Here is a 23,852-nt window from a genome sequence, read left to right on the forward strand (position 1 = left end):
ATGTCCCGACTCAATCCCCGGCAGCAAGAAGCCGTGAACTACGTCGGCGGCCCTCTATTGGTGCTCGCCGGTGCTGGCTCCGGCAAGACCAGCGTGATCACGCGCAAAATCGCGCACCTGATCCAGAACTGCGGCATCCGCGCCCAGTACATCGTCGCCATGACCTTTACCAACAAGGCCGCGCGCGAGATGAAAGAGCGGGTCGGCACCCTGCTGCGCGCCGGCGAAGGCCGCGGCCTGACCGTCTGCACCTTCCACAACCTCGGTCTGAACATCATCCGCAAGGAACACGTGCGGCTGGGCTACAAACCCGGTTTCTCGATCTTCGACGAGACCGACGTCAAGTCCCTGATGACCGACATCATGCAGAAGGAATACGCGGGCGAAGACGGCGTCGACGAGATCAAGAACATGATCGGCGCCTGGAAAAACGACCTGATCCTGCCGCCTCAGGCGCTGGAGAATGCGCGTAATCCCAAGGAACAGACCGCCGCCATCGTCTACACCCACTATCAGCGCACGCTGAAAGCGTTCAACGCAGTGGACTTCGACGACCTGATCCTGCTGCCGGTAAAACTCTTCGAAGAACACGCCGACATCCTCGAAAAGTGGCAGAACAAGGTGCGCTACCTGCTGGTCGACGAATACCAGGACACCAACGCCAGCCAATACCTGCTGGTAAAAATGCTCATCGGCAAGCGCAACCAGTTCACCGTGGTAGGCGACGACGACCAGTCGATCTACGCCTGGCGCGGCGCGCGGCCGGAAAACCTGATGCTGCTCAAGGACGACTATCCATCGCTGAAAGTGGTGATGCTCGAGCAGAACTACCGCTCGACGAGTCGCATCCTGCGCTGCGCCAACGTGCTGATTTCGAACAACCCGCACGAATTCGAAAAGCAGCTGTGGAGTGAGATGGGCCACGGCGACGAGATCCGCGTGATCCGCTGCCGCAACGAGGACGCCGAAGCCGAGCGCGTGGCCATGGAAATCCTCAGCCTGCACTTGCGCACCGACCGCCCGTACAGCGATTTCGCGATCCTCTATCGCGGTAACTATCAGGCCAAACTGATCGAGCTGAAGTTGCAGCACCACCAGGTGCCGTACCGTCTGAGCGGCGGCAACAGCTTCTTCGGACGTCAGGAAGTGAAAGACCTGATGGCCTACTTCCGCCTGATCGTGAACCCGGATGATGACAACGCCTTCCTGCGCGTGATCAACGTGCCGCGCCGTGAAATCGGCTCGACCACCCTGGAAAAACTCGGCAACTACGCCACCGAGCGCAAGATCTCGATGTACGCCGCCACCGACGAAATCGGTCTGGGCGAACATCTGGACAGCCGCTTCACCGATCGCCTGTCGCGCTTCAAGCGTTTCATGGACAAAGTCCGCGAGCAGTGCGCCGGGGAAGACCCGATCTCGGCGCTGCGCAGCATGGTCATGGACATCGACTACGAGAACTGGCTGCGCACCAACAGCTCCAGCGACAAGGCTGCCGACTACCGGATGAGCAACGTCTGGTTCCTGATCGAGGCGTTGAAAAACACCCTCGAGAAGGACGAAGAAGGCGAAATGACCGTCGAGGACGCCATCGGCAAACTGGTCCTGCGCGACATGCTCGAACGTCAGCAGGAAGAAGAGGACGGCGCCGAAGGCGTGCAGATGATGACCTTGCACGCCTCCAAAGGTCTGGAATTCCCCTACGTGTTCATCATGGGCATGGAAGAGGAAATCCTCCCGCACCGCTCCAGCATCGAAGCCGACACCATCGAAGAAGAACGCCGCCTGGCCTACGTGGGCATCACCCGCGCCCGTCAGACCCTGGCGTTCACCTTCGCCGCCAAGCGCAAGCAGTACGGCGAGATCATCGACTGCGCGCCGAGTCGCTTCCTCGATGAGCTGCCGCCGGACGATCTGGCCTGGGAAGGCAACGACGACACCCCGACCGAAGTCAAAGTCGTGCGCGGCAACAGCGCATTGGCTGATATACGCGCGATGTTAAAGCGCTAGAATTGACCACTTTTTTTACTAGACCTTCGGCGCACCAAGCGCCAAAAGAGGACAGCTTCATGGAAGCATTGCACCAGAAAATCCGCGAACAAGGCATTGTGCTTTCCGACCAGGTCCTGAAGGTCGACGCCTTCCTGAACCACCAGATCGACCCGGCCCTGATGAAGCTGATCGGCGACGAATTCGCCGCGCTGTTCAAGGATTCGGGCATCACCAAGATCGTCACCATCGAAGCCTCGGGCATCGCCCCGGCGATCATGACCGGTCTGAACCTCGGCGTGCCGGTGATCTTCGCCCGCAAGCAACAGTCCCTGACCCTGACGGAAAACCTGCTGTCGGCGACCGTTTACTCGTTCACCAAAAAGACCGAAAGCACCGTGGCCATTTCCCCGCGCCACCTGACCAGCAGCGACCGCGTGCTGATCATCGACGACTTCCTGGCCAACGGTAAGGCCTCGCAAGCGCTGATCTCGATCATCAAACAGGCCGGCGCCACCGTTGCCGGTCTCGGCATCGTCATCGAGAAGTCGTTCCAGGGCGGCCGCGCCGAGCTGGATTCGCAGGGCTATCGCGTTGAATCGCTGGCCCGCGTGAAATCGCTGACAGGTGGCGTGGTCACCTTCATCGAATAAAGCCACACCACAGCGCCCCTGTAGGAGTGAGCCTGCTCGCGATAGCGTAGTGTCAGTCGATAAATTCGTCAGCTGAAACACCGCCATCCCGAGCAGGCTCACTCCTACAGTTGTTTTGGGTCCGGCAGTTATTGGGTGGTGGCTTTGAGGCCGGTGAGGAGCAGGCGTTGGAAGAGGTCTTCTTTCAGGCCTTCCGGATTTGTGAGTTGCATGCGTTCGAGGTGTTCGGGATATAGCGATGCTTCGGGGGCGTCGAGGGCTGCTTTGCCGAGTTCAAGGATTTCGGTGAGTTTGAATTTGCTTTTTAACCAGTTCAGCGCCCGCAATAAATCCCGTTCGATCGCGGTGAAATCACAGCCCAGCGGGTACTCCGGAAACAGGTTTGGATGCCGTGCGGCGATCGCTTGCAAACGCTGTGGTGTGTTGTCGGCGAAGCGTGGATCGAGGCGGAAATCCTTTGGCAGTTTGCCGACCTTTTGCGCTTGCTCGATCAGCCCCTGCTGGAAGCGCGAGTCGCTGATGTTCAGCAGCGACTCGATCACCACTGCGTCGGATTTACCGCGCAGATCGGCGATGCCGTATTCGGTCACGACGATGTCGCGCAAATGCCTTGGGATCGTGCAGTGGCCGTATTCCCAGACGATGTTGGAGCTGACGTCGCCACCGGATTCACGCCAGCTGCGCAGGATCAGAATCGAGCGCGCATCGTGCAATGCGTGACCCTGCGCCACGAAGTTGTACTGCCCGCCGACACCGCTGAGCACCCGTCCGTCTTCCAGTTGATCCGCCACGCCAGCGCCAAGCAGGGTCATGGTGAACACGGTGTTGATGAACCGCGCATGAAGGCGCTGCAGACGCTTGAGCTCTTCCTGCCCATACAACTCGTTGATGTAGCTGATGCGGGTCATGTTGAATTCGAGGCGTTTGCTCTGCGGCAACTCACGCAGGCGCTCGTAGAAACTGCGCGGGCCGAGGAAGAAACCGCCGTGCACCGAGATGCCGTCAGTTTGCGCCGCCTCGTCGAGGGTGCCGGCGTTGGCCTGTTCCTGAGTCTGTATGTCTGGATAGACCTTGCGACGGATTATCCCGGCATCTGCCAGCACCAGCAGACCGTTGACGAACATTTCGCTGCAGCCATACAGGCCCTTGGCAAACGGCGCGGTGCCCCCTTCGCGTTCGATCAACTGCGTCCATTGGCTGAGGTTGATGTCGTCGAGCAACGCTTGATAACCGGCATTATCGGCTTGGCGTGCGAGTAGCGCGGCAGTCAGTGCATCGCCCATCGAACCGATGCCGATCTGCAACGTACCGCCGTCGCGCACCAGCGTACTCGCGTGCAAGCCAATGAAATGATCCTGAAATCCCACCGGCATGTTCGGCGTGGAGAACAGCGTGCTGCTGTCCTTCGCGTCGATCAGCAGGTCGAAGGTGTCGATATCGACTTCGGCGTCGCCGGGCATGTACGGCAGATCGGTGTGCACCTGGCCGACCAGCAAAATAGTCTCCCCGGCTTCGCGACGTTTGGCGATCATCGGCAACAGGTCGAGGGTGATGTCGGGATTGCAACTCAGGCTCAGGCGATCCGGGTGTTCGCTGCTGCTGGCCAGTAATTGCGCCACCAGATTGAGCCCGGCGGCGTTGATGTCGCGGGCGGCGTGGCTGTAATTGCTGCTGACGTAATCCTGCTGGGCCGGCGCGCTGTTGAGCAGGCTGCCGGGTTGCATGAAGAACTGTTCGATGCGGATGTTGGCGGGCAGGCTGTCGCGGTGCAGGTCGGCGAGGAAATCGAATTCCGGATAGTCACCGAAGACGCGCTCGACGAAAGGTTCGATAAAGCGCTTCTGCAAACCATCGCCCAACGCCGGGCGGCCGAGGCACAGGGCGGTGTAGATCGTCAGTTGCCGCTCGGGCAGGTCTTTGATCCGTCGGTACAGCGCGTTGACGAAGTGATTGGGTTTGCCCAGGCCCAGCGGCATGCCCATGTGGATATGCGCCGGCAAGCGCGCCAGCACGTCGTCCACTGCCTGTTCGATCGAACACAACTGCACCATCTGAAGCCTCCTGCCCGTTCCGTGAATAGGGGTAGACCGAGCTTGCCTTGAGTTTGCTGCAAAGGACAGCCCAAAGTCCTGGACGATTGTCGGCCACAGGAGTTTTTTATGGCTGGAGATCGCTTGCCCTCACCCTAGCCCTCTCCCAGAGGTAGAGGGGACAGATTGGGGGATATTGGGGAGATACGCCGACTTGAAATAGCTTTGCTGAATCCATAATCGCTAAGGTCTTTCAGGTCGATGGATAGCGAAAGACACCTCGGTCGGCTCCCTCTCCCTCTGGGAGAGGGCTGGGGTGAGGGCTCTTGAATCACAGGCACAAAAAAACCGTCCGAAGACGGTTTTTTTCATCAGAAGCGCGCCTTATTTCAGGCCGGACATCTTCTGGATCGCGCCCTTCAACTCATCATCCGAGCAATCGGCGCAGGTGCCTTTCGGCGGCATCGAATTGATACCGGTGATGGCTTTGGCGAGGATGCCATCAAGACCACCCTGATGATCAGCACGCTCTTTCCACGCTGCGGTGTCACCGATCTTCGGCGCGCCCAACAACCCGGTACCGTGGCAAGCGTTGCAGTGCTTGGCAATCACTTCATCCGGGGTTTTCGCCCCGCCACCGCCGCCTGCGGAAGCGGCAACTTCCATCCCCTTGCACTCCTTGCCTTGAACACACACCTGGCCGACTGGCTCGAGGCGTTTGGCAATGTCGTCATTCGTCGCAGCTTGAGCGCTGACAGCCCAGAGGGCCAATACAGTTGCTGGTGCAGCCAGCATTTTCATAATTAGATTCACGCGTTCACCCTCAATGGTGGCTATTCACGCCTGCGGCCACGGTTCGCAGGCGGGCGGAAGTATAGCGGGTAGCCCGTCACACTGAAACAACCCCATAGTCGAAGGGGTTATACCGCACGGTAGAAAAACGGTCCGGATGCCTTTGCCATCATGGCTTGGCACCTCTTTGTTAAAAATTCGCCGGCGTGGCTGCGCTGATTAGTCGCGCAGGCGCGTCGAACGGATTACGGAAACGATGCGGCTTGGTACTTTCAAAGTAGTAGCTGTCGCCGGCTTCGAGAATAAAAGTTTCCAGACCCACCACCAGTTCCAGACGACCTTCCACCAGAATCCCGGTTTCCTCGCCTTCATGGGTGAGCATTTCTTCGCCGGTATCGGCGCCCGGCGGGTAGATTTCATTGAGGAAGGCGATGGCGCGGCTGGGGTGCGCGCGGCCGACCAGTTTCATGGTCACGGCGCCGTCGGAAATGTCGATCAGCTCGTTGGCCTTGTAGACAATCTGGGTCGGGACTTCCTGCAGGATTTCTTCGGAAAAGAACTCGACCATCGACATGGGAATGCCGCCCAACACCTTTCTCAGCGAACTGATCGAAGGGCTGACGCTGTTCTTTTCGATCATCGAAATGGTGCTGTTGGTGACACCCGCGCGTTTGGCGAGTTCACGCTGGGAAAGCCCTTTGAGCTTGCGGATCGATTGCAGTCGTTCACCGACGTCCAAGGCGCGAGCCTCCTGATGTTGTAAGAATATTGAGCGTTATCATGGCGACAGCGTTCAGTATTTACAACACTTGGCCCCCGCAGTGGCGTCAACCCTCGGAATAGAGCCTTGGCACTCGACGCAGGTTGCAGAAGATCTGGTACGGAATGGTGTCCGCCCACTGCGCCACCTCGCTGGCGAGGATGTTTTTGCCCCACAGTTCGACGCTCGAACCGAGGCCTGATTCCGGCACATCGGTGAGATCGATGCAGAGCATGTCCATCGACACGCGACCGAGAATGCGACTGCGTTTACCCGCCACCAAAACCGGCGTACCGGTCGGCGCCTGACGCGGGTAGCCGTCGGCGTAACCCATGGCGACCACGCCGATGCGCATTGGCTTGTCAGTGACGAATTTGGCGCCGTAGCCGATCGGCTCGCCAGCGGGCAGCTCACGGACGCAGATGACTCTCGATTCCAGGGTCATCACCGGTTGCAGGCGATCAGCCACGGCGTTGGCTTCTTCGAACGGCGTGGCGCCGTAGAGCATGATGCCCGGACGCACCCAGTCGCTGTGAATCTGCGGCCAACCGAGCACCGCCGGCGAGTTACGCAGGCTGACTTCCGCCGCCAAGCCCTGACGCGCCGCTTCAAACACCGCGACCTGCTCGGTGCTGCTCTGCGCGTGCAACTCATCGGCGCGGGCGAAATGGCTCATCAAGACGATCTTTGCCACTTTGCCGCTGGCCAGCAGACGCTGGTAAGCCGCCGGATAATCCTTTGGATGCAAACCGACGCGGTGCATGCCGGAATCGAGCTTCAGCCACACGGTAATCGGTTTGCTCAGTGTTGCCTGCTCGATCGCTTCGAGCTGCCACAGCGAATGCACCACCGTCCAGAAATCATGCTCGACGATCAGCGCCAGCTCATCGGCCTCGAAAATCCCTTCCAGCAACAACACCGGCGCACGAATGCCAGCGGCGCGCAGCTCCAGCGCCTCCTCGATGCAGGCCACGGCAAAACCGTCAGCCTCGGCCTCCAGCGCTTGGGCGCAACGCACCGCGCCATGCCCATAGGCATCGGCCTTGATCACCGCAAGCGCCTTGGCGCCGGTGACCTCGCGGGCAATTCGGTAGTTGTGGCGCAGGGCTTCTAGGTCGATCAGGGCACGGGCAGGACGCATGGCGGCAGACTTCTAGGCGGTCATGGGAAGAAAAACCGGCGCCGACTGACGACGTGAACCGCCAACAGCGCCGGGAGAGGGATCTTTAAAACAGTTACGGCAGCGCGGCGACGATGGAGATCTCCACCAGAATGCTCGGCTTGGCCATCTTCGCCTCGACGGTGGCGCGGGCCGGGGCAGCACCTTTTGGCAGCCACTGGTCCCACACCGAGTTCATTCCGGCAAAATGCGCCTCGATGTCGTTCAGGTAAATCGTCGCCGACAACAGGTGCTGTTTGTCAGTCCCGGCCAGATCAAGCAAACGCTCGATATTGGCCAGTACGTCGCGGGTCTGCTGTTCAATTCCGGCGTCGAAGTCGTCGCCGACCTGCCCGGCCAGATACACGGTGCCGTTGTGGCTGACGATCTGACTCATGCGCTCATTGGTGAGCTGGCGCTGGATTGACATGTTTTGCGGACTCCTGGGTTTTGTTGCCGTAACGGGAAATATCGAGGCCTTCGGCGCTGATCTGTGGCTTTTTCTTCGCCATCAGGTCGGCCAGCAAACGACCGGAACCGCACGCCATGGTCCAACCGAGCGTGCCGTGACCGGTGTTGAGGAACAGGTTCTTGAACGGCGTGGCGCCTACGATTGGCGTGCCGTCCGGGGTGGTCGGACGCAGACCGGTCCAGAAACTCGCCTCGGCCAGATTGCCGCCCTGAGGATAAAGGTCGTTGACGATCATCTCCAGGGTTTCGCGGCGGCGCGGGTTCAGCGACAAGTCAAAACCGGCGATCTCGGCCATGCCGCCGACGCGGATGCGGTTGTCGAAACGGGTGATCGCGACCTTGTACGTCTCGTCGAGAATAGTCGAGGTTGGGGCCATGGCCGGATTGGTGATCGGCACAGTCAGCGAGTAACCCTTGAGCGGATACACCGGGGCTTTGATGCCCAGTGGCTTGAGCAGTTGCGGCGAATAACTGCCGAGGGCCAGCACGTAACGGTCGGCGGTTTCCAGCTTGCCATCGATCCATACGCCGTTGATGCGATCACCGGCGTAGTCGAGTTTCTGGATGTCCTGGCCGAAGCGGAATTCGACACCGAGCTTCACGGCCATTTCGGCGAGGCGCGTGGTGAACATCTGACAGTCGCCAGTCTGGTCGTTCGGCAGGCGCAGGGCACCGGCGAGGATGTCAGTCACGCCCGCCAGCGCCGGTTCAACCCGGGCAATGCCGGCGCGGTCGAGGACTTCAAACGGCACGCCGGATTCTTTCAGCACGGCGATGTCTTTGGCGGCGCCATCGAGTTGCGCCTGGGTGCGGAACAGCTGAGTGGTGCCGAGGCTGCGGCCTTCATAGGCAATGCCGGTTTCGGCACGCAGTTCATCGAGGCAGTCGCGGCTGTACTCGGACAGACGCACCATGCGCTCTTTGTTGACCGCGTAACGGTTGGCAGTGCAGTTGCGCAGCATCTGCGCCATCCACAGGTACTGGTCGATGTCGGCGGTGGCTTTGATCGCGAGAGGGGCGTGGCGCTGCAGCAGCCACTTGATCGCCTTGAGCGGCACGCCCGGCGCGGCCCACGGCGAAGCGTAGCCCGGCGACACCTGGCCGGCGTTGGCGAAACTGGTCTCCATGGCCGCAGCGGGCTGCCGGTCGACCACCACCACTTCAAACCCGGCACGGGCCAGATAGTAAGCACTGGCGGTACCGATGACGCCGCTACCCAAGACCATTACGCGCATTTTTGTATCCCTCATCGCGGCAGGGCCGCGTACGTCTGTTGTTAGAGCAATGATGCGCGCAGTGTAAAAAAGAAATGCCAGTGCTTTTCACTATATAAGCGCCTATATTTGGCGACAATTCTCGGCAAAAACCCTTTTCACGGAGGCGCATCCCCTATGCGTACCAACACTCAGACCAAACGTGAGCTGGACAAGATCGACCGCAACATCTTGCGGATCCTGCAGGCGGACGGACGGATTTCATTTACCGAACTCGGCGAAAAGGTTGGGCTCTCGACCACGCCGTGCACCGAGCGCGTGCGGCGTCTGGAGCGCGAAGGAATCATCATGGGCTACAACGCCCGGCTGAATCCGCAGCACTTGAAGGGTAGCTTGCTGGTGTTCGTCGAGATCAGTCTCGACTACAAATCCGGCGACACGTTCGAGGAGTTCCGCCGCGCGGTGCTGAAGTTGCCGCACGTGCTGGAGTGTCATCTGGTGTCGGGGGATTTCGACTATCTGGTGAAGGCGCGGATTTCCGAGATGGCCTCATACCGCAAGCTGCTGGGCGACATTCTGTTGAAACTGCCGCATGTGCGCGAGTCGAAGAGTTATATCGTGATGGAAGAGGTGAAGGAGAGCTTGAGCCTGCCGATTCCAGACTGAAGATTGCCGGGCCTGACCCGGCCCTATCGCGAGCAGGCTCACTCCTACATTTGGAATGCGTTTCCCTGTAGGAGTGAGCCTGCTCGCGATGGCGTCGCTTCGGTCCGGAGTGAACGCAACGGCTTAAACCAACACCTGCCGATTCGCCGCCATGTACTCGAATATCTGCTTCTCGACACGTGGATGAATCAGCTCCACCGGCCGCCGCTCATTCGGGCAAGGCAAGGTTTTGGTCGTGCCGAACAACCGGCAAATCAGCGGCCGCTCTTCATACACCGTGCAGCCATTCGGCCCTAGATGCACACAGTTCAGTTCTTCCATTGCCGCATCTTGCTCGGCGCGGGTCTTGCGCGGCAGGCGGGACATTTCTTCCGGCGAAGTGGTCACCGGCCCGCAGCAGTCGTGGCAGCCAGGCACGCACTCGAACGAGGGGATCTGCTGACGCAAGGTGCGGACTGTCTGGCTGTTGCAGCTCATCGAAACGGTAACCAAGGTGGAATAGACGGCAATTGTGCCGCAAAAGCCGTGATCCAGACACCGCAGGCCGACCAGTGTTGCCCACGTTCAGGCGTGCGGCTTATGCTCCGTCAAATTTTCTCGACACTTAGCCGTTGGATGACGCCCATGACTGCCCGCGCCTTCACCTCCGCGAGCCAACCCCACGTTGCCTCTTACTACGCCGCCGGCAGCCTGCCGCAACCCGACCATCCTGCTCTGCAAGGTGAAGTCGTGGCCGATGTCTGCGTGGTTGGTGGCGGTTTTTCCGGGTTGAACACGGCACTGGAACTGGCTGAACGCGGCCTCAGTGTGGTGTTGCTCGAGGCGCACAAGATCGGCTGGGGCGCCAGCGGCCGCAACGGCGGGCAGTTGATTCGCGGCGTCGGTCACGGTCTCGATCAGTTCACCAATGTCATCGGCAGCGACGGCGTGCGCGAGATGAAACTCATGGGCCTGGAAGCGGTGGAAATCGTTCGCCAGCGGGTCGAGCGCTTTCAGATTGCCTGCGACCTGACCTGGGGCTACTGCGATCTCGCCAACAAGCCCGCCGACCTCGAAGGTTTTGCCGAAGACGCCGAAGAACTGCGCAGCCTCGGCTATCGCTACGAAACCCGTCTGCTGCAAGCCAACGAAATGCACACGGTGGTCGGCTCCAAGCGCTATGTCGGCGGTTTGATCGACATGGGTTCAGGACATCTGCATCCGCTGAATCTCGCGCTGGGTGAAGCCGAAGCGGCGCAGCAGTTGGGCGTCAAACTGTTTGAACACTCCGCAGCGACGCGTATCGCTTACGGCCCCGAAGTCAAAGTCCATACAGCCCAAGGTTCGGTGCGCGCCAAAACGCTAGTGCTTGGCTGCAACGCTTATCTGAATGATCTGAATCCGCAACTCAGCGGCAAGGTTCTGCCCGCCGGCAGCTACATCATTGCCACCGAACCGTTGAGCGAAGAACAGGCGCACAACCTGCTGCCGCAGAACATGGCGGTCTGCGACCAGCGTGTCGCGCTGGATTACTACCGGCTCTCGGCGGATCGTCGTTTGCTGTTCGGCGGTGCCTGCCATTATTCGGGGCGCGATCCGAAGGATATCGCCGCGTACATGCAGCCGAAGATGCTCGAGGTATTTCCGCAACTGGCCGGGGTGAAGATCGATTATCAGTGGGGCGGCATGATCGGCATCGGCGCGAACCGCTTGCCGCAGATCGGCCGGCTCAATGATCAGCCGAATGTGTATTACGCCCAGGCCTATTCAGGCCACGGGGTGAACGCCACGCACCTGGCGGGCAGGCTGCTCGCCGAAGCGATCAGCGGGCAGCACAGCGGTGGCTTTGATCTGTTTGCCAAGGTGCCGCACATCACCTTCCCGGGCGGCAAGCATTTGCGCTCGCCGTTGTTGGCGCTGGGGATGTTGTGGCATCGCCTCAAAGAGTTGGTCTGACAACTTTTCAGCGACCCTACGAACGCCTTCGCGAGCAAGCTCGCTCCCACATTAATCTTCAGTGGACACAAGTTTCCCATCCACCATAGATCCCCTGTGGGAGCGAGCTTGCTCGCGAAAGGGCCGGCAAGAACAATACAGATCTCAGATCTGCCAAAACGGCTTCAACCCCTCCTCCTGCGCCTGCTCACGCGTCAACCCGATGTCCTTGAGCTGATCCGCCGTCAGTGCCAGCAACGCCCTGCGCGTGTGCAGACGATGCCAGAACAGGTCCCAGCGGCTCAGGCCGGACGGCGCATTACGCAGGGTTTCATTGCGCGCACGATCCTTCTGCCCTGCCTCCAGTTCCTGACTGTGTAACGTCAGCCGCACATCGCTCAAGCCGTTCATTTTCATTGCTCCTGTTTACTTGGGTAGCCAGAGATTCCATGATGCGCGGGTGAGCAAAACCATTACAGATTCAAAGTATCTGTATTAACTCCATACAGATTTGCCGCTTTGAGGACTGAATTGTCGATTTCCGCCGTATCTGTACTGGTTTATCGAATCATTTGCACCGAGGCAGCGCCATGACCCTTTACGTAAACCTCGCCGAACTGCTCGGCACGCGCATAGAGCAAGGCTTCTATCGCCCCGGCGATCGGCTGCCGTCGGTGCGCGCCTTGAGCGTCGAGCACGGGGTCAGCCTGAGCACAGTGCAGCAGGCCTATCGCATGCTCGAAGACAGCGGCCTGGCCACGCCGAAACCCAAGTCCGGCTACTTCGTGCCGGTCGGCCGCGAGTTGCCGGAGCTGCCCGCCGTCGGCCGTCCGGCGCAACGGCCGGTGGAAATTTCGCAGTGGGATCAGGTGCTGGAGTTGATTCGCGCGGTGCCGCGCAAGGATGTCGTGCAACTGGGTCGCGGGATGCCGGACATCAGCTCGCCGACGATGAAGCCACTGCTGCGTGGATTGGCGCAGATCAGCCGCCGCCAGGATATGCCCGGCCTCTATTACGACAACATCCACGGTACCCTCGAACTGCGCGAGCAGATCGCCCGGTTGATGCTCGACTCCGGCTGCCAGTTGAGCGCCAGCGATCTGGTGATCACCACCGGCTGCCACGAAGCGCTGTCCACCAGCATTCACGCAATCTGCGAGCCGGGCGACATCGTCGCGGTGGATTCGCCGAGCTTCCACGGCGCCATGCAAACGCTCAAAGGCCTCGGCATGAAAGCCCTGGAAATTCCCACAGACCCACTTACCGGCATCAGCCTTGAAGCGCTGGAACTGGCACTGGAACAATGGCCGATCAAGGTCATCCAGCTCACGCCCAACTGCAATAACCCGCTCGGTTACATCATGCCGGAGGCACGAAAACGCGCCCTGCTCAACCTTGCGCAGCGCTTCGACGTGGCGATCATCGAGGACGATGTGTATGGCGAGCTGGCCTACACCTACCCGCGCCCACGCACGATCAAATCCTTCGACGAAGATGGCCGCGTGTTGCTCTGCAGTTCGTTTTCCAAGACCCTGGCGCCGGGACTGCGCATTGGCTGGGTCGCGCCGGGTCGATATCTGGAGCGGCTGCTGCACATGAAATACATCAGCACCGGATCCACAGCACCGCAGCCGCAGATTGCCATCGCCGAATTTCTCAAGGCCGGCCATTTCGAACCGCATTTGCGACGGATGCGCACGCAATACCAGCGCAATCGCGACATGATGATCGACTGGGTTGCACGCTATTTTCCGGCCGGAACTCGTGCCAGCCGTCCGCAGGGCAGTTTCCTGCTGTGGGTCGAACTGCCGGAGGGTTTCGATACCCTGAAACTCAATCGTGAGCTGCACGAGCAAGGCGTACAGATTGCCGTCGGCAGCATCTTTTCCGCCTCGGGCAAGTACCGCAATTGCCTGCGAATGAACTACGCTGCCAAACCGACACCGCAGATCGAAGAGGCGGTGCGCAAGGTCGGTGCCACGGCCATCAAACTGCTCGCCGAAGCCGACTGACCTTTTTCCAGAGACCAGCGTCCATATGCCGACCCCTGCCGCCAACCGGAACGATCCTACGTGAGCTTCAGACAGCCCCTACTCGCTTTGCTGTTACTCGCCTCGTTCCTGAGCGGTTGTGCCAGTTTCGATGTGCCGCGCGAGCCAAGTCAGGCCTTGCCAGCGGCCGATTCCAGCTTCGGCCGTTCGATTCAGGCGCAAGCGGCGCCCTATCAAGGCCGCTCGGGGTTTCGCCTGCTGTCCAACAGCAGCGAGGCGTTCACCGCCCGCGCCGAGCTGATCCGTAACGCCCAGACCAGTCTCGATCTGCAGTACTACATCGTCCATGACGGTATCAGCACGCGAATGCTGGTGGAGGAACTGCTCAAGGCTGCCGACCGCGGCGTGCGCGTGCGCATTCTGCTCGACGACACCACCAGCGACGGTCTGGACCAGATCATCGCCACACTCGCAGCGCATCCGCAGATTCAGATTCGCCTGTTCAACCCGCTGCATCTGGGGCGCAGCACCGGCGTAACGCGCGCAGCCGGACGCCTGTTCAACCTGTCGCTGCAGCATCGACGCATGCATAACAAGCTCTGGCTGGCGGACAACAGTGCGGCCATCGTCGGCGGACGAAATCTGGGCGATGAATATTTCGACGCCGAGCCAAACCTGAATTTCACCGACATCGACATGCTCAGTGTCGGGCCGGTGGCCGAGCAGCTCGGGCACAGTTTCGACCAATACTGGAACAGCGCGCTGAGCAAACCGATCGACGAATTCCTTACCAGCCAACCGACCGCCAAGGACCTGGAGAACACCCGCACACGCCTGGAAGAATCGCTGGAAGAAACGCGCAAACAGAATCACGCGCTGTATCAGCAGCTGATGACGTTCAAGACCGAGCCGCGCATGGACATCTGGCGCAAAGAGCTGATCTGGGCGTGGAATCAGGCATTGTGGGACGCGCCGAGCAAGGTCTTGGCCAAGGGTGAGCCGGATCCGCAATTGCTGCTGACCACGCAACTGGCACCCGAGCTCAGAGGCGTGAGCAAAGAGCTGATCATGATTTCGGCGTACTTCGTGCCGGGCCAGCCAGGGCTGGTGTACCTGACCGGTCGCGCCGATGCCGGCGTCTCGGTGAGCCTGCTGACCAACGCGCTGGAGGCCACCGATGTACCGGCGGTGCATGGCGGCTATGCACCGTATCGCAAGGCGTTGCTGGAGCATGGCGTGAAGTTGTATGAACTGCGCCGTCAGCCTGGGGATAACTATGGCAGCGGCCCGCATGTGTTTTACAGCAAGTCGTTTCGTGGTTCGGACTCAAGCCTGCACAGCAAGGCGATGATCTTCGATCGGCAGAAGTCGTTTATCGGCTCGTTCAACTTCGACCCGCGCTCGGTGCTGTGGAATACCGAAGTCGGGGTGTTGGTCGACAGCCCCGAACTGGCCGAACATGTTCGCGAACTGGCCTTGCAGGGCATGGCGCCAGCACTGAGCTATGAGGCGAAATTGCAGGATGGCCAGATTGTCTGGGTCACCGAAGACAACGGCCAGATGCATACCCTGACCAAGGAACCGGGGAGTTGGTGGCGACGCTTCAATGCGTGGTTCAGCACCACTGTCGGTCTGGAACGCATGCTTTAAAAAGCAAAAGATCGCAGCCTTCGGCAGCTCCTACAGTTGAAATGCATTCCTCCTGTAGGAGCTGCCGAAGGCTGCGATCTTTTGACTTCAAGCCGTCTGAGCTGTGCCAAACGCCCCTTGGCGCAAGAGCAGAATCACCAAACCAAAGGCCCCAATCGCCATCAACAAAGGCAACGCATGGCCGCTGATCCACTGGCTGCCCGCCCCGGCCGCAAGCGGCCCGACCAGACAACCTACACCCCACAACTGCGCAATGTGCGCGTTCGCCCGCACAAGCGCATCGTCACGATAACGCTCGCCAATCAGAATCAGCGACAGGGTGAACAGTCCGCCAGCACTCGCCCCGAACAATACCCAAAGCGGCCAGATCAGCAGCGTATCGAGCAACAGCGGAATCGCCAGACTCGACACCATCAACACCACCGCACAGCCGGCAAACAACGTACGCCGCGACAGGTAGTCAGCCAACGCGCCGATCGGCAATTGCAGCAGCGCATCACCGACCACCACGGTGCTGACCATCGCCAGGGCGATCTCAGCGGTGAAGCCCTGTTGCAGGCAATACACCGGCAGCAACGTCAGGATCATTGCCTCGAACGCGGCAAACAACGACACCGCCCAGGCAATTGCCGGCAGCTCGCGCGCGAATCCCCAAAGATCGCGGAACGTCACGCTGCTGGCCTCACTGCTCGGCGCGCCGCTGCGACCGAGTAACAGCAACGGTGAAACCAGCAGCAAACCGACACCGACCCAAAAGCCGTAATCATGCTCGGTGCCCAGCGCGCCCAACAGCAACGGCCCCGACAGCTGGCTCAACGCATAGCTGCTGCCATACAGCGCCACCAGGCGACCGCGCCAGTGTTCTACCACCAGTTGATTGATCCAGCTCTCACCGAGGATGAACACGATGGTCAGGATCACCCCGATCATCAGGCGCAGCACCAACCAGATCGGGTAACTCGGCAACAGCGCCAGCAAGCCGATCGACAGCGCCCCGGCCCACAAGCACAGACGCATCAGATTAGCGGTGCCGAAGCGTGCCGCCAGATGACTGGAAATCTTCGCGCCCAACAACACGCCTATCGCCGGCATCGCCGCCATCACACCGATGGCGAAAGAGCCGTAACCCCAGCCTTCCAAGCGCAACGACACCAACGGCATGCTGACCCCCAGGGCCAGACCGACACTCAAGACAGACGCCAACACGGCGAAATACGTCGCCCAACGCATGTTCCACGCTCCTGTGGATTATTTTTATGTGCACCACAAAACCACTGTGGGAGCGAGCTTGCTCGCGAATACGGTTTCACATTCAGCAGATTTGCTGACTGATACACCGCATTCGCGAGCAAGCTCGCTCCCACAGGGGATCTCTGTCTGGTTTGGGAGCCTGATTGAATCAGGCTCCCCTCAGCGGCTTACAGCTTGATCCACGTCGCCTTCAGCTCGGTGTACTTGTCGAACGCGTGCAGCGACTTGTCGCGGCCGTTGCCCGACTGCTTGAAGCCGCCGAACGGTGCGGTCATGTCACCACCATCGTACTGGTTGACCCACACGCTACCGGCACGCAGAGCCTTGGCGGTCAGGTGCGCCTTGGAGATGTCCTGGGTCCAGACCGCAGCGGCCAAACCGTAAGGCGTGTCGTTTGCAATCTGGATCGCTTCTTCAGCGGTATCGAAAGCGATGACCGACAGCACCGGGCCGAAGATCTCTTCCTGAGCGATCTTCATCGCGTTGCTCACGCCGTCGAAAATCGTTGGCTCAACGTAGGTGCCACCGGTTTCCTGCAAAATGCGTTTGCCGCCGGCGACCAGTTTGGCGCCATCGGTATGACCGGATTCGATGTACGACAGCACGGTGTTCATCTGCTGCGTGTCGACCAGCGCACCGACGTTGGTCGCCGGGTCCAGCGGATTGCCCGGTTTCCAGGTTTTCAGCGCCTCGATCACCATCGGCAGGAATGTGTCCTTGATCGAACGCTCGACCAGCAGACGCGAACCGGCGGTGCAGACTTCGCCCTGATTGAAGGCGATAGCGCTGGCGGCGGATTCGGCAGCCGCTTGCAGGTCCGGCGCATCGGCAAAGACGATGTTCGGGCTCTTGCCGCCGGCTTCCAGCCAGACGCGCTTCATGTTCGATTCGCCGGAGTAGATCATCAGTTGCTTGGCGATCTTGGTCGAACCGGTGAACACCAGCGTGTCGACATCGTTGTGCAGGGCCAACGCCTTGCCGACGGTGTGACCGTAGCCGGGCAGCACGTTGAGCACGCCTTTCGGGATCCCGGCTTCAACCGCCAGCGCGGCGATGCGGATGGCGGTCAGCGGGGATTTTTCCGATGGTTTGAGGATCACCGAGTTACCGGTCGACAGCGCCGGGCCGAGTTTCCAGCAGGCCATCATCAGCGGGAAATTCCACGGCACGATGGCGCCGACCACGCCTACCGGCTCGCGGGTCACCAGACCGAGCTGGTCGTGCGGAGTCGCCGCCACTTCGTCGTAAATCTTGTCGATCGCTTCACCGCTCCAGCTCAGCGCTTGCGCCGCGCCCGGAACGTCGATGTACAGCGAATCGCTGATCGGCTTGCCCATGTCGAGGGTTTCGAGCAGGGCCAACTCTTCGGCGTGCTGTTTCAGCAGGCCGGCGAAACGGATCATGGTGGCTTTGCGCTTGGTCGGTGCCAGGCGCGACCAGACGCCGGAATTGAAAGTAGCGCGGGCGTTTTCCACAGCGCGCTGGGCATCGGCGGCGTCACAGCTGGCAATCTTGCCGAGCAGACGGCCATCGACCGGGCTGATGCACTCGAAGGTTTCGCCGGAGACGGCGTCGGTGTATTCGCCATTAAGGTAAGCGCGGCCTTCGATTTTCAGGTCGCGGGCGCGTTGTTCCCAGTCGGCACGAGTCAGGGTGGTCATTTCGAGTGTCCTCCGCTTGTTGAATACGAGCGCCGCGCGATCTTCGCCAGCGTCCTCAAGAATTCTGCCCGGCCGGCCGTTTTTTCGGCCAGAGGCACCCGCCACCCTAAACCAGCGGCCGGGGTTGTTTCAATATATTTGACATAAGGCGGCCATACGGCCTTGCGGTGTTGATTTTAATCAACATAGACTTTGGCCCTTTCCAGCCAATCGCGCCGTATTCACGGGGGATAACAACAATGAACATCCAGAACGTCGTCGACATCAGCCTGACCAGCAGCGAAGCCGAACGCTATCGTCCGGATCCAGCGAAAGTGCTCAAGGGTGACCCGGAGCAAGCCGTGTTCCATCAATACGACAGTCCGTGTGGGCAAATGGGCGTTGGCGTGTGGGAAGGTGCGGTTGGGCAATGGACAGTGAATTACACCGAGCATGAGTACTGCGAGATTTTGCAGGGCGTTTCGGTGCTGCGTGATGGTGAGGGCAATGCCAAGACGTTGCGCGTTGGTGACCGGTTTGTGATTCCGGCGGGGTTTCGTGGCACTTGGGAAGTGCTGGAGGCTTGCCGCAAGGTCTATGTGATCTTTGAACAGAAAAGCTGATCCGACACACACGGTGACGAGCAGGGTAAGGCATATCCAGCAGATTTGAGTGAAACTTCGGCTGGGCGCTTAGGAATCGAGAAAAGATCAGTCAAACCAGGAGGTTAGTCTGATTCGATGAATAGGGGCCTTAACTCAAACCAAAGCAAGGAGGCACAATGTCCAGCCAATGCAATCTCTACAACGCGCAATTTTTCCTCGGTGATGTTGCTACTACTGACAATCTGCTCGCTGTGCGCAACGCAGCCGGAGTAACAAAGCATCGCCTCGAAGTGCCGGACGGCATGTACAACCTGCACACTGATGCGGACCGCATCAGAGTCCTGGTCAACGAGAAAAACGAGATCATTGAACTGATCTGTGGTTGATCGATCAGGCTTCAAGGCAACAAAAAAGGCCCGCATCGTGAGATACGGGCCTTTTTCGTAAGTCGGGAAAAATCAATTACTTGATTTTGCCTTCCTTGTAGATCACGTGCTTGCGAACAACCGGATCAAATTTCTTGATCTCGATTTTGTCCGGGGTAGTACGCTTGTTCTTGTCGGTAGTGTAGAAGTGACCAGTACCGGCGCTCGAGATCAAACGAATCAATTCACGCATGATTAGCTCCCTTAAATCTTGCCATCGCGGCGAAGTTCGGCGAGCACGACAGTGATGCCACGCTTGTCGATGATACGCATGCCTTTGGCAGATACGCGCAGACGCACAAAACGTTTCTCTTCTTCAACCCAGAAGCGGTGATGCTGCAGGTTCGGCAGGAAACGACGACGGGTTTTGTTGTTTGCGTGGGAAATGTTATTCCCAGTCACCGGACCCTTACCGGTAACTTGACATACTCTCGACATGCCTCAGCCCTCTAAAACCACATGCCCAACCCGGCATGGGTTGGCCGCTTAATCTCTCAGTCATTTGGCGCCAGGCGCCGCGTTTCTTTAGAGGTCTTACCGGCTACACCTACAGTGAAGGAACCGGGCCCCTAGAAAAGAGCGCTGCTTTATACCAGAAAGACTGGGGTGCAACAACATTCGGTGTGCAATCAATCCACAAAAAGGCGCTTTTTTGGCCTGCGGACGCCTTGGATAAAGGCTGGCAGCGGATTTTACCACTCGTCGCAGAAAACCATCCTTGCGTGCGATTCAGACTTCAAGCTGCGCCACGTGGTCTGAAAAACCGCCATCACTGTGCCCCGAAAATACAAAAAGGGGATAGTCATTTGTAATCCAGCCCTCTAGGGTAGGCCTTTTCCAGACTGCACTTGCAGATGGGCCTTCGATCTGTAAAAGGAAACCGACCATGCGCCTCGCTGCCCTACCCCTGTTGCTCGCCCCGCTCCTGCTGAGCCCTCTGGCCCAGGCCGCCGCGCTGAGCGTCTGTACCGAGGCCAGCCCGGAAGGGTTCGACGTGGTGCAATACAACTCGCTGACCACCACCAACGCCTCGGCCGATGTGCTGATGAATCGCCTGGTGGATTTCGACACCGCCAGTGGCAAGGTCGTGCCGAGCCTGGCCGACAGTTGGGAAGTCAGTACCGATGGCCTGACGTATGTGTTCAAGCTTCATCCGCAAGTGAAGTTTCATACGACCGACTACTTCAAGCCGAGCCGCGAGCTGACTGCCGAAGACGTCAAATTCAGCTTCGACCGCATGCTCGACCCGGCCAACCCGTGGCACAAGGTCGCGCAGAGCGGCTTCCCCCATGCCCAGTCGATGCAGTTGCCCGCGCTGATCAAGAAGATTGACGCACTCGATCCGCTGACCGTGCGCTTCACCCTCGATCACCCGGACTCTACGTTCCTGGCGACCTTGAGCATGGGCTTCGCCTCGATCTACTCCGCCGAATACGCCGACAAACTGATGAAGGCCGGGGCGACGGACAAGCTCAACAGCCAGCCGATCGGCACCGGCCCGTTCGTGTTCAACCGTTTCCAGAAAGACGCGGCGATCCGCTACAAGGCCAACCCGGACTACTTCGGCGGCAAGCCTGCGGTCGATCCGTTGATCTTCGCCATCACGCCGGACGCCAACGTGCGCCTGCAAAAGCTACGGCGCAACGAATGCCAGATCGCCCTCTCGCCGAAACCACTCGACGTACAGGCCGCGCTGAAGGAGCCGACGCTAAAAGTCGAAAAAACTGACGCGTTCATGACCGCTTTCGTTGGCATCAACAGCCAGCATCCGCCGCTGGACAAGCCGGAAGTGCGTCAGGCGATCAACCTCGCCTTCGACAAGGCCAACTACATCAAAGCAGTGTTTGAAGGCACCGCCGAAGCGGCCAATGGCCCTTACCCACCGAACACCTGGAGCTACGCGAAAAATCTGCCGGGGTATCCTCACGATGTCGCCAAAGCCAAGGCGCTGTTGGCCAAGGCCGGACTGAAGGACGGCTTCCAGACCACCATCTGGACGCGTCCGTCGGGCAGCCTGCTCAACCCGAATCCAAGCCTCGGTGCGCAGATGCTTCAGTCGGATCTGGCGGAAATCGGTATTCAGGCGGAAATCCGCGTGATCGAGTGGGGTGAATTGATTCGCCGCGCCAAGGCCGGCGAGCATGATCTGCTGTTCATGGGCTGGGCCGGCGATAACGGCGACCCGGACAACTTCCTCACGCCGCAGTTTTCCTGCGCCGCGGTCAAGTCGGGCACCAACTTCGCCCGTTACTGCAATGCCGATCTGGACAAGCTGATCAGCGCCGGCAAGACCACCAGCGAACAAGGTGTGCGCACCAAGTTGTACGAGCAGGCGCAAGCGCAGATTCAGCAGCAGGCGTTGTGGCTGCCGCTGGCGCACCCGACGGCGTATGCGCTTACGCGTAAGGATGTGCAGGGTTACTCCGTGAGCCCGTTCGGCCGGCAGGACTATTCCAAGGTCAACCTCAAATAAACTGCCCAGCACATCACCTGGGGATGCAATCAAACCTGTGGGAGCGAGCTTGCTCGCGAAAGCGGTCTGTCAGTAAAAAAGATGCTGACTGACACTGCGCCTTCGCGAGCAAGCTCGCTCCCACAGGGGACTTGCATTGCCCCTGAGAACTACATCCAGCCACACTCCGCCATCGACAGCGGCTCACCATCGCCGACGATGAAGTGATCCAGAACCCGCACATCAATCAGCTCCAGCGCCTTCTGCAGACGCTTGGTCAGCAGCCGATCTGCCTGACTGGGGTCGGTATTCCCCGATGGATGGTTGTGGCACAGGATCAACGCCGCCGCGTTATTGGCCAAACATCGCTTCACAACCTCGCGTGGATGCACGCTGGTGTTGTCGATGGAGCCGCGAAACAGTATCTCGAAGGTCAATACCTGATGTTTGGAGTCGAGAAACAGGCAACCAAACACCTCATGCGGCTCGTGACGCAGCATCGATTTCAGATAATCGCGAACAACCTGAGGGTTTTCCAGGGCGGGTTTCTGCCGTGATTTCTCAGCCAGATGCCGCCTGTTCATTTCCTGAGCGGCTTGCAGTTGCGCAAACTTCGCCGGCCCGAGCCCCAATTGTTTGCTGAATGCGTCCTGATCGGCCTCAAGCAGCAAACGCAGGCTGCCGAATTGAGTCAACAGATTGCGCGCCAGGTCCACGGCGCTGATTCCGGGCAATCCGGTGCGCAGAAAAATGGCCAATAACTCAGCGTCCGAAAGGCTCGCTGCCCCGTGCTCCAATAACCTTTCCCGCGGGCGTTCCGCCGCAGGCCAATCGCGAATACTCATACACATTCCCTGTCTGTGGGCGCCGCTGTTCCGTAGCGGTCGCTGTGATATCGTAGCCCATCTTTTTTGCGGGCGAATTCACCCTGGGGAGGGGGTTTCGCCACGTATGTCACCCACGAAATGAAAGGCAGACCTATGCAGCGGCTGTATCGGAAACGCATCGTTCTGGGCGTCGGCGGCGGTATCGCTGCCTACAAGAGCGCCGATCTGGTTCGTCGCCTGATCGACCAGGGCGCCGAAGTGCGCGTGGTCATGACCCATGGCGGCGCCGAGTTCATCACCCCGCTGACCATGCAGGCCTTGTCCGGGCACCCGGTGCACCTCGACTTGCTCGACCCGGCCGCAGAAGCCGCGATGGGCCACATCGAGCTGGCGAAATGGGCCGATCTGGTGCTGATCGCCCCGGCCACCGCCGACCTGATCGCGCGTCTGGCGCAAGGCATTGCCAACGATTTGCTGACCACGCTGGTGCTGGCCACCGACGCTGTTGTCGCTGTCGCGCCGGCGATGAATCAGGCGATGTGGCGCGATCCGGCGACCCAGGCCAACCTGCAACTCCTGGAAAGCCGTGGCCTGAAGACCTTCGGCCCGGCGTCTGGCAGTCAGGCCTGCGGCGACGTTGGCATGGGCCGGATGATGGAAGCCACCGACCTCGCACAATGCGCGGCGGACTGCTTTCAGCGTCAGGCATTGACCGGCAAGCACGTGGTGATCACCGCCGGTCCGACCCAGGAAAACATCGACCCGGTGCGCTACATCACCAACCACAGCTCCGGCAAAATGGGCTTTGCCCTCGCCGAAGCTGCGGTTGAGGCCGGCGCCCGCGTGACCCTGATCAGCGGCCCGGTGCACCTGCCAACGCCAGATCGCGTCACGCGCATCGACGTAGTCAGTGCCCGCGACATGCTCGCGGCTTGCGAATCGGCGATCCCGTGCGACGTGTTCATCGCCTCGGCAGCCGTAGCGGACTACCGCCCGGAAGTCGTTGCCCCGCAGAAATTGAAGAAAGACCCTACGAGCGGCGACGGCTTCGTCCTGCAAATGGTGCGCAACCCGGACATCCTGGCCACCATCGCGACCCGTCCCGACCGTCCGTTCAGTGTCGGCTTCGCCGCCGAGACCGAACATCTGCTCGACTACGCTGCACGCAAGCTGAAGGACAAGAATCTCGATTTGATCGTCGCCAACGACGTCGCCAATCCGAGCATCGGTTTCAACAGCGAAGAAAACGCCTGCAGCGTGATTGACCGTGCGCTGCACGCCACGGTTTTCGCCCAGACCAGCAAGAGCAAGATCGCTCGCCAACTGGTCACTTTTATCGCCGAACGTCTGAACCAGGTTTAAT

At 59.8% G+C, this 23,852-nt stretch carries 23 protein-coding genes; 10 read left to right on the top strand and 13 right to left on the bottom strand.

What is annotated here, in order from left to right:
- Entirely contained in the window at positions 1-2,010 is a 2,010-nt protein-coding gene (rep, locus tag HUW52_RS00005; RefSeq protein ID WP_053124992.1) for a DNA helicase Rep, read from the top strand.
- Positions 2,011-2,069: 59 nt separating this feature from the next.
- Positions 2,070-2,642, top strand: a complete 573-nt coding sequence (locus HUW52_RS00010) for a xanthine phosphoribosyltransferase (protein WP_016985833.1) — start codon at positions 2,070-2,072, stop codon at positions 2,640-2,642.
- Between the two features lie 128 nt (positions 2,643-2,770).
- Here the strand turns inward: HUW52_RS00010 and HUW52_RS00015 are convergent, their stop codons facing one another.
- The 6 genes from HUW52_RS00015 to dadA form a co-directional block, all read right to left on the bottom strand.
- Complete coding sequence (locus HUW52_RS00015) at positions 2,771-4,693, bottom strand: acetyl-CoA hydrolase/transferase family protein (protein ID WP_175552662.1); 1,923 nt, start codon at positions 4,691-4,693, stop codon at positions 2,771-2,773.
- Positions 4,694-5,056: 363 nt separating this feature from the next.
- Entirely contained in the window at positions 5,057-5,473 is a 417-nt protein-coding gene (locus HUW52_RS00020) for a cytochrome c5 family protein (protein ID WP_175555627.1), read from the bottom strand.
- A gap of 181 nt (positions 5,474-5,654) precedes the next feature.
- Entirely contained in the window at positions 5,655-6,203 is a 549-nt protein-coding gene (locus tag HUW52_RS00025; RefSeq protein ID WP_007920393.1) for a cupin domain-containing protein, read from the bottom strand.
- Between the two features lie 88 nt (positions 6,204-6,291).
- Complete coding sequence (gene alr, locus HUW52_RS00030; protein ID WP_175552663.1) at positions 6,292-7,365, bottom strand: alanine racemase; 1,074 nt, start codon at positions 7,363-7,365, stop codon at positions 6,292-6,294.
- A gap of 94 nt (positions 7,366-7,459) precedes the next feature.
- Complete coding sequence (locus HUW52_RS00035) at positions 7,460-7,813, bottom strand: RidA family protein (RefSeq protein WP_034152045.1); 354 nt, start codon at positions 7,811-7,813, stop codon at positions 7,460-7,462.
- On the bottom strand, positions 7,785-9,089 hold the full coding sequence (gene dadA / locus HUW52_RS00040; protein WP_016985828.1) for a D-amino acid dehydrogenase: 1,305 nt from the start codon (positions 9,087-9,089) through the stop codon (positions 7,785-7,787). Before dadA ends, HUW52_RS00035 begins: the two co-directional genes overlap by 29 nt.
- Before the next feature lie 156 nt (positions 9,090-9,245).
- Between dadA and HUW52_RS00045 the strand changes: the two genes are divergently transcribed.
- Positions 9,246-9,734, top strand: coding sequence for an Lrp/AsnC ligand binding domain-containing protein (locus tag HUW52_RS00045; RefSeq protein ID WP_003177284.1), 489 nt, complete (start codon positions 9,246-9,248; stop codon positions 9,732-9,734).
- Between the two features lie 123 nt (positions 9,735-9,857).
- Here HUW52_RS00045 and HUW52_RS00050 read toward each other — a convergent pair whose 3' ends face one another.
- Positions 9,858-10,211, bottom strand: coding sequence for a YkgJ family cysteine cluster protein (locus HUW52_RS00050; protein ID WP_016985827.1), 354 nt, complete (start codon positions 10,209-10,211; stop codon positions 9,858-9,860).
- Positions 10,212-10,358: 147 nt separating this feature from the next.
- On the opposite strand from HUW52_RS00050, the gene HUW52_RS00055 reads away from it, so the two are divergent.
- A complete protein-coding gene (locus HUW52_RS00055) occupies positions 10,359-11,669 on the top strand; it encodes an FAD-binding oxidoreductase (RefSeq protein ID WP_175552664.1) in 1,311 nt (436 codons plus the stop codon).
- A 144-nt stretch (positions 11,670-11,813) separates the two neighbouring features.
- Here HUW52_RS00055 and HUW52_RS00060 read toward each other — a convergent pair whose 3' ends face one another.
- Positions 11,814-12,059, bottom strand: coding sequence for a DUF1127 domain-containing protein (locus tag HUW52_RS00060; RefSeq protein WP_175552665.1), 246 nt, complete (start codon positions 12,057-12,059; stop codon positions 11,814-11,816).
- A gap of 179 nt (positions 12,060-12,238) precedes the next feature.
- Between HUW52_RS00060 and HUW52_RS00065 the strand changes: the two genes are divergently transcribed.
- Entirely contained in the window at positions 12,239-13,660 is a 1,422-nt protein-coding gene (locus HUW52_RS00065; RefSeq protein WP_016985824.1) for a PLP-dependent aminotransferase family protein, read from the top strand.
- Between the two features lie 60 nt (positions 13,661-13,720).
- The gene (locus HUW52_RS00070; RefSeq protein WP_175552666.1) at positions 13,721-15,289 is read left to right on the top strand and encodes a phospholipase D family protein; all 1,569 of its coding nucleotides are present in this window, start codon (positions 13,721-13,723) and stop codon (positions 15,287-15,289) included.
- 87 nt (positions 15,290-15,376) lie between these two features.
- Here HUW52_RS00070 and HUW52_RS00075 read toward each other — a convergent pair whose 3' ends face one another.
- The gene (locus HUW52_RS00075) at positions 15,377-16,519 is read right to left on the bottom strand and encodes an MFS transporter (protein ID WP_016985822.1); all 1,143 of its coding nucleotides are present in this window, start codon (positions 16,517-16,519) and stop codon (positions 15,377-15,379) included.
- A 188-nt stretch (positions 16,520-16,707) separates the two neighbouring features.
- The gene (locus tag HUW52_RS00080) at positions 16,708-18,201 is read right to left on the bottom strand and encodes an aldehyde dehydrogenase (protein ID WP_016985821.1); all 1,494 of its coding nucleotides are present in this window, start codon (positions 18,199-18,201) and stop codon (positions 16,708-16,710) included.
- A 239-nt stretch (positions 18,202-18,440) separates the two neighbouring features.
- Here HUW52_RS00080 and HUW52_RS00085 point away from each other — a divergent pair, with 239 nt between their 5' ends.
- Positions 18,441-18,803, top strand: a complete 363-nt coding sequence (locus tag HUW52_RS00085; RefSeq protein WP_016985820.1) for a cupin domain-containing protein — start codon at positions 18,441-18,443, stop codon at positions 18,801-18,803.
- 158 nt (positions 18,804-18,961) lie between these two features.
- Positions 18,962-19,171 carry a hypothetical protein gene (locus HUW52_RS00090; protein ID WP_016985819.1) on the top strand — a complete coding sequence of 70 codons (210 nt, stop codon included), beginning with the start codon at positions 18,962-18,964 and terminating at the stop codon, positions 19,169-19,171.
- A gap of 76 nt (positions 19,172-19,247) precedes the next feature.
- On the opposite strand, the gene rpmG is transcribed toward HUW52_RS00090, so the two are convergent.
- Together rpmG and rpmB are read right to left on the bottom strand one after the other, a co-directional pair.
- Positions 19,248-19,403, bottom strand: coding sequence for a 50S ribosomal protein L33 (gene rpmG, locus HUW52_RS00095; protein WP_007894709.1), 156 nt, complete (start codon positions 19,401-19,403; stop codon positions 19,248-19,250).
- 11 nt (positions 19,404-19,414) lie between these two features.
- Positions 19,415-19,648 (bottom strand): 50S ribosomal protein L28, encoded by a 234-nt coding sequence (gene rpmB / locus HUW52_RS00100; protein WP_007920377.1) that lies wholly within the window; start codon positions 19,646-19,648, stop codon positions 19,415-19,417.
- Positions 19,649-20,096: 448 nt separating this feature from the next.
- On the opposite strand from rpmB, the gene HUW52_RS00105 reads away from it, so the two are divergent.
- Entirely contained in the window at positions 20,097-21,683 is a 1,587-nt protein-coding gene (locus tag HUW52_RS00105; protein ID WP_175552667.1) for an ABC transporter substrate-binding protein, read from the top strand.
- Between the two features lie 149 nt (positions 21,684-21,832).
- Here the strand turns inward: HUW52_RS00105 and radC are convergent, their stop codons facing one another.
- A complete protein-coding gene (radC, locus tag HUW52_RS00110) occupies positions 21,833-22,507 on the bottom strand; it encodes a DNA repair protein RadC (protein ID WP_016985817.1) in 675 nt (224 codons plus the stop codon).
- A 135-nt stretch (positions 22,508-22,642) separates the two neighbouring features.
- Between radC and coaBC the strand changes: the two genes are divergently transcribed.
- Positions 22,643-23,851, top strand: coding sequence for a bifunctional phosphopantothenoylcysteine decarboxylase/phosphopantothenate--cysteine ligase CoaBC (gene coaBC, locus HUW52_RS00115; protein ID WP_007920365.1), 1,209 nt, complete (start codon positions 22,643-22,645; stop codon positions 23,849-23,851).
- Position 23,852 lies beyond the last annotated feature (1 nt).

Origin of the sequence: Pseudomonas sp. 43A (assembly GCF_013363935.1) — a bacterium.
Classification (GTDB): domain Bacteria; phylum Pseudomonadota; class Gammaproteobacteria; order Pseudomonadales; family Pseudomonadaceae; genus Aquipseudomonas; species Aquipseudomonas crudilactis.

Coding starts and splice junctions, on each gene's coding strand:
- HUW52_RS00015 (WP_175552662.1), bottom strand. CDS start 4,693: ATGGTGCAGTTGTGTTCGATCGAACAGGCAGTGGACGACGTGCTGGCG.
- coaBC (WP_007920365.1), top strand. CDS start 22,643: ATGCAGCGGCTGTATCGGAAACGCATCGTTCTGGGCGTCGGCGGCGGT.
- HUW52_RS00010 (WP_016985833.1), top strand. CDS start 2,070: ATGGAAGCATTGCACCAGAAAATCCGCGAACAAGGCATTGTGCTTTCC.
- dadA (WP_016985828.1), bottom strand. CDS start 9,089: ATGCGCGTAATGGTCTTGGGTAGCGGCGTCATCGGTACCGCCAGTGCT.
- alr (WP_175552663.1), bottom strand. CDS start 7,365: ATGCGTCCTGCCCGTGCCCTGATCGACCTAGAAGCCCTGCGCCACAAC.
- HUW52_RS00050 (WP_016985827.1), bottom strand. CDS start 10,211: ATGAGCTGCAACAGCCAGACAGTCCGCACCTTGCGTCAGCAGATCCCC.
- HUW52_RS00020 (WP_175555627.1), bottom strand. CDS start 5,473: ATGAAAATGCTGGCTGCACCAGCAACTGTATTGGCCCTCTGGGCTGTC.
- HUW52_RS00090 (WP_016985819.1), top strand. CDS start 18,962: ATGTCCAGCCAATGCAATCTCTACAACGCGCAATTTTTCCTCGGTGAT.
- rpmG (WP_007894709.1), bottom strand. CDS start 19,403: ATGCGTGAATTGATTCGTTTGATCTCGAGCGCCGGTACTGGTCACTTC.
- HUW52_RS00075 (WP_016985822.1), bottom strand. CDS start 16,519: ATGCGTTGGGCGACGTATTTCGCCGTGTTGGCGTCTGTCTTGAGTGTC.
- HUW52_RS00105 (WP_175552667.1), top strand. CDS start 20,097: ATGCGCCTCGCTGCCCTACCCCTGTTGCTCGCCCCGCTCCTGCTGAGC.
- HUW52_RS00080 (WP_016985821.1), bottom strand. CDS start 18,201: ATGACCACCCTGACTCGTGCCGACTGGGAACAACGCGCCCGCGACCTG.
- HUW52_RS00085 (WP_016985820.1), top strand. CDS start 18,441: ATGAACATCCAGAACGTCGTCGACATCAGCCTGACCAGCAGCGAAGCC.
- HUW52_RS00065 (WP_016985824.1), top strand. CDS start 12,239: ATGACCCTTTACGTAAACCTCGCCGAACTGCTCGGCACGCGCATAGAG.
- radC (WP_016985817.1), bottom strand. CDS start 22,507: ATGAGTATTCGCGATTGGCCTGCGGCGGAACGCCCGCGGGAAAGGTTA.
- HUW52_RS00060 (WP_175552665.1), bottom strand. CDS start 12,059: ATGAACGGCTTGAGCGATGTGCGGCTGACGTTACACAGTCAGGAACTG.
- rep (WP_053124992.1), top strand. CDS start 1: ATGTCCCGACTCAATCCCCGGCAGCAAGAAGCCGTGAACTACGTCGGC.
- HUW52_RS00035 (WP_034152045.1), bottom strand. CDS start 7,813: ATGTCAATCCAGCGCCAGCTCACCAATGAGCGCATGAGTCAGATCGTC.
- HUW52_RS00055 (WP_175552664.1), top strand. CDS start 10,359: ATGACTGCCCGCGCCTTCACCTCCGCGAGCCAACCCCACGTTGCCTCT.
- HUW52_RS00045 (WP_003177284.1), top strand. CDS start 9,246: ATGCGTACCAACACTCAGACCAAACGTGAGCTGGACAAGATCGACCGC.
- rpmB (WP_007920377.1), bottom strand. CDS start 19,648: ATGTCGAGAGTATGTCAAGTTACCGGTAAGGGTCCGGTGACTGGGAAT.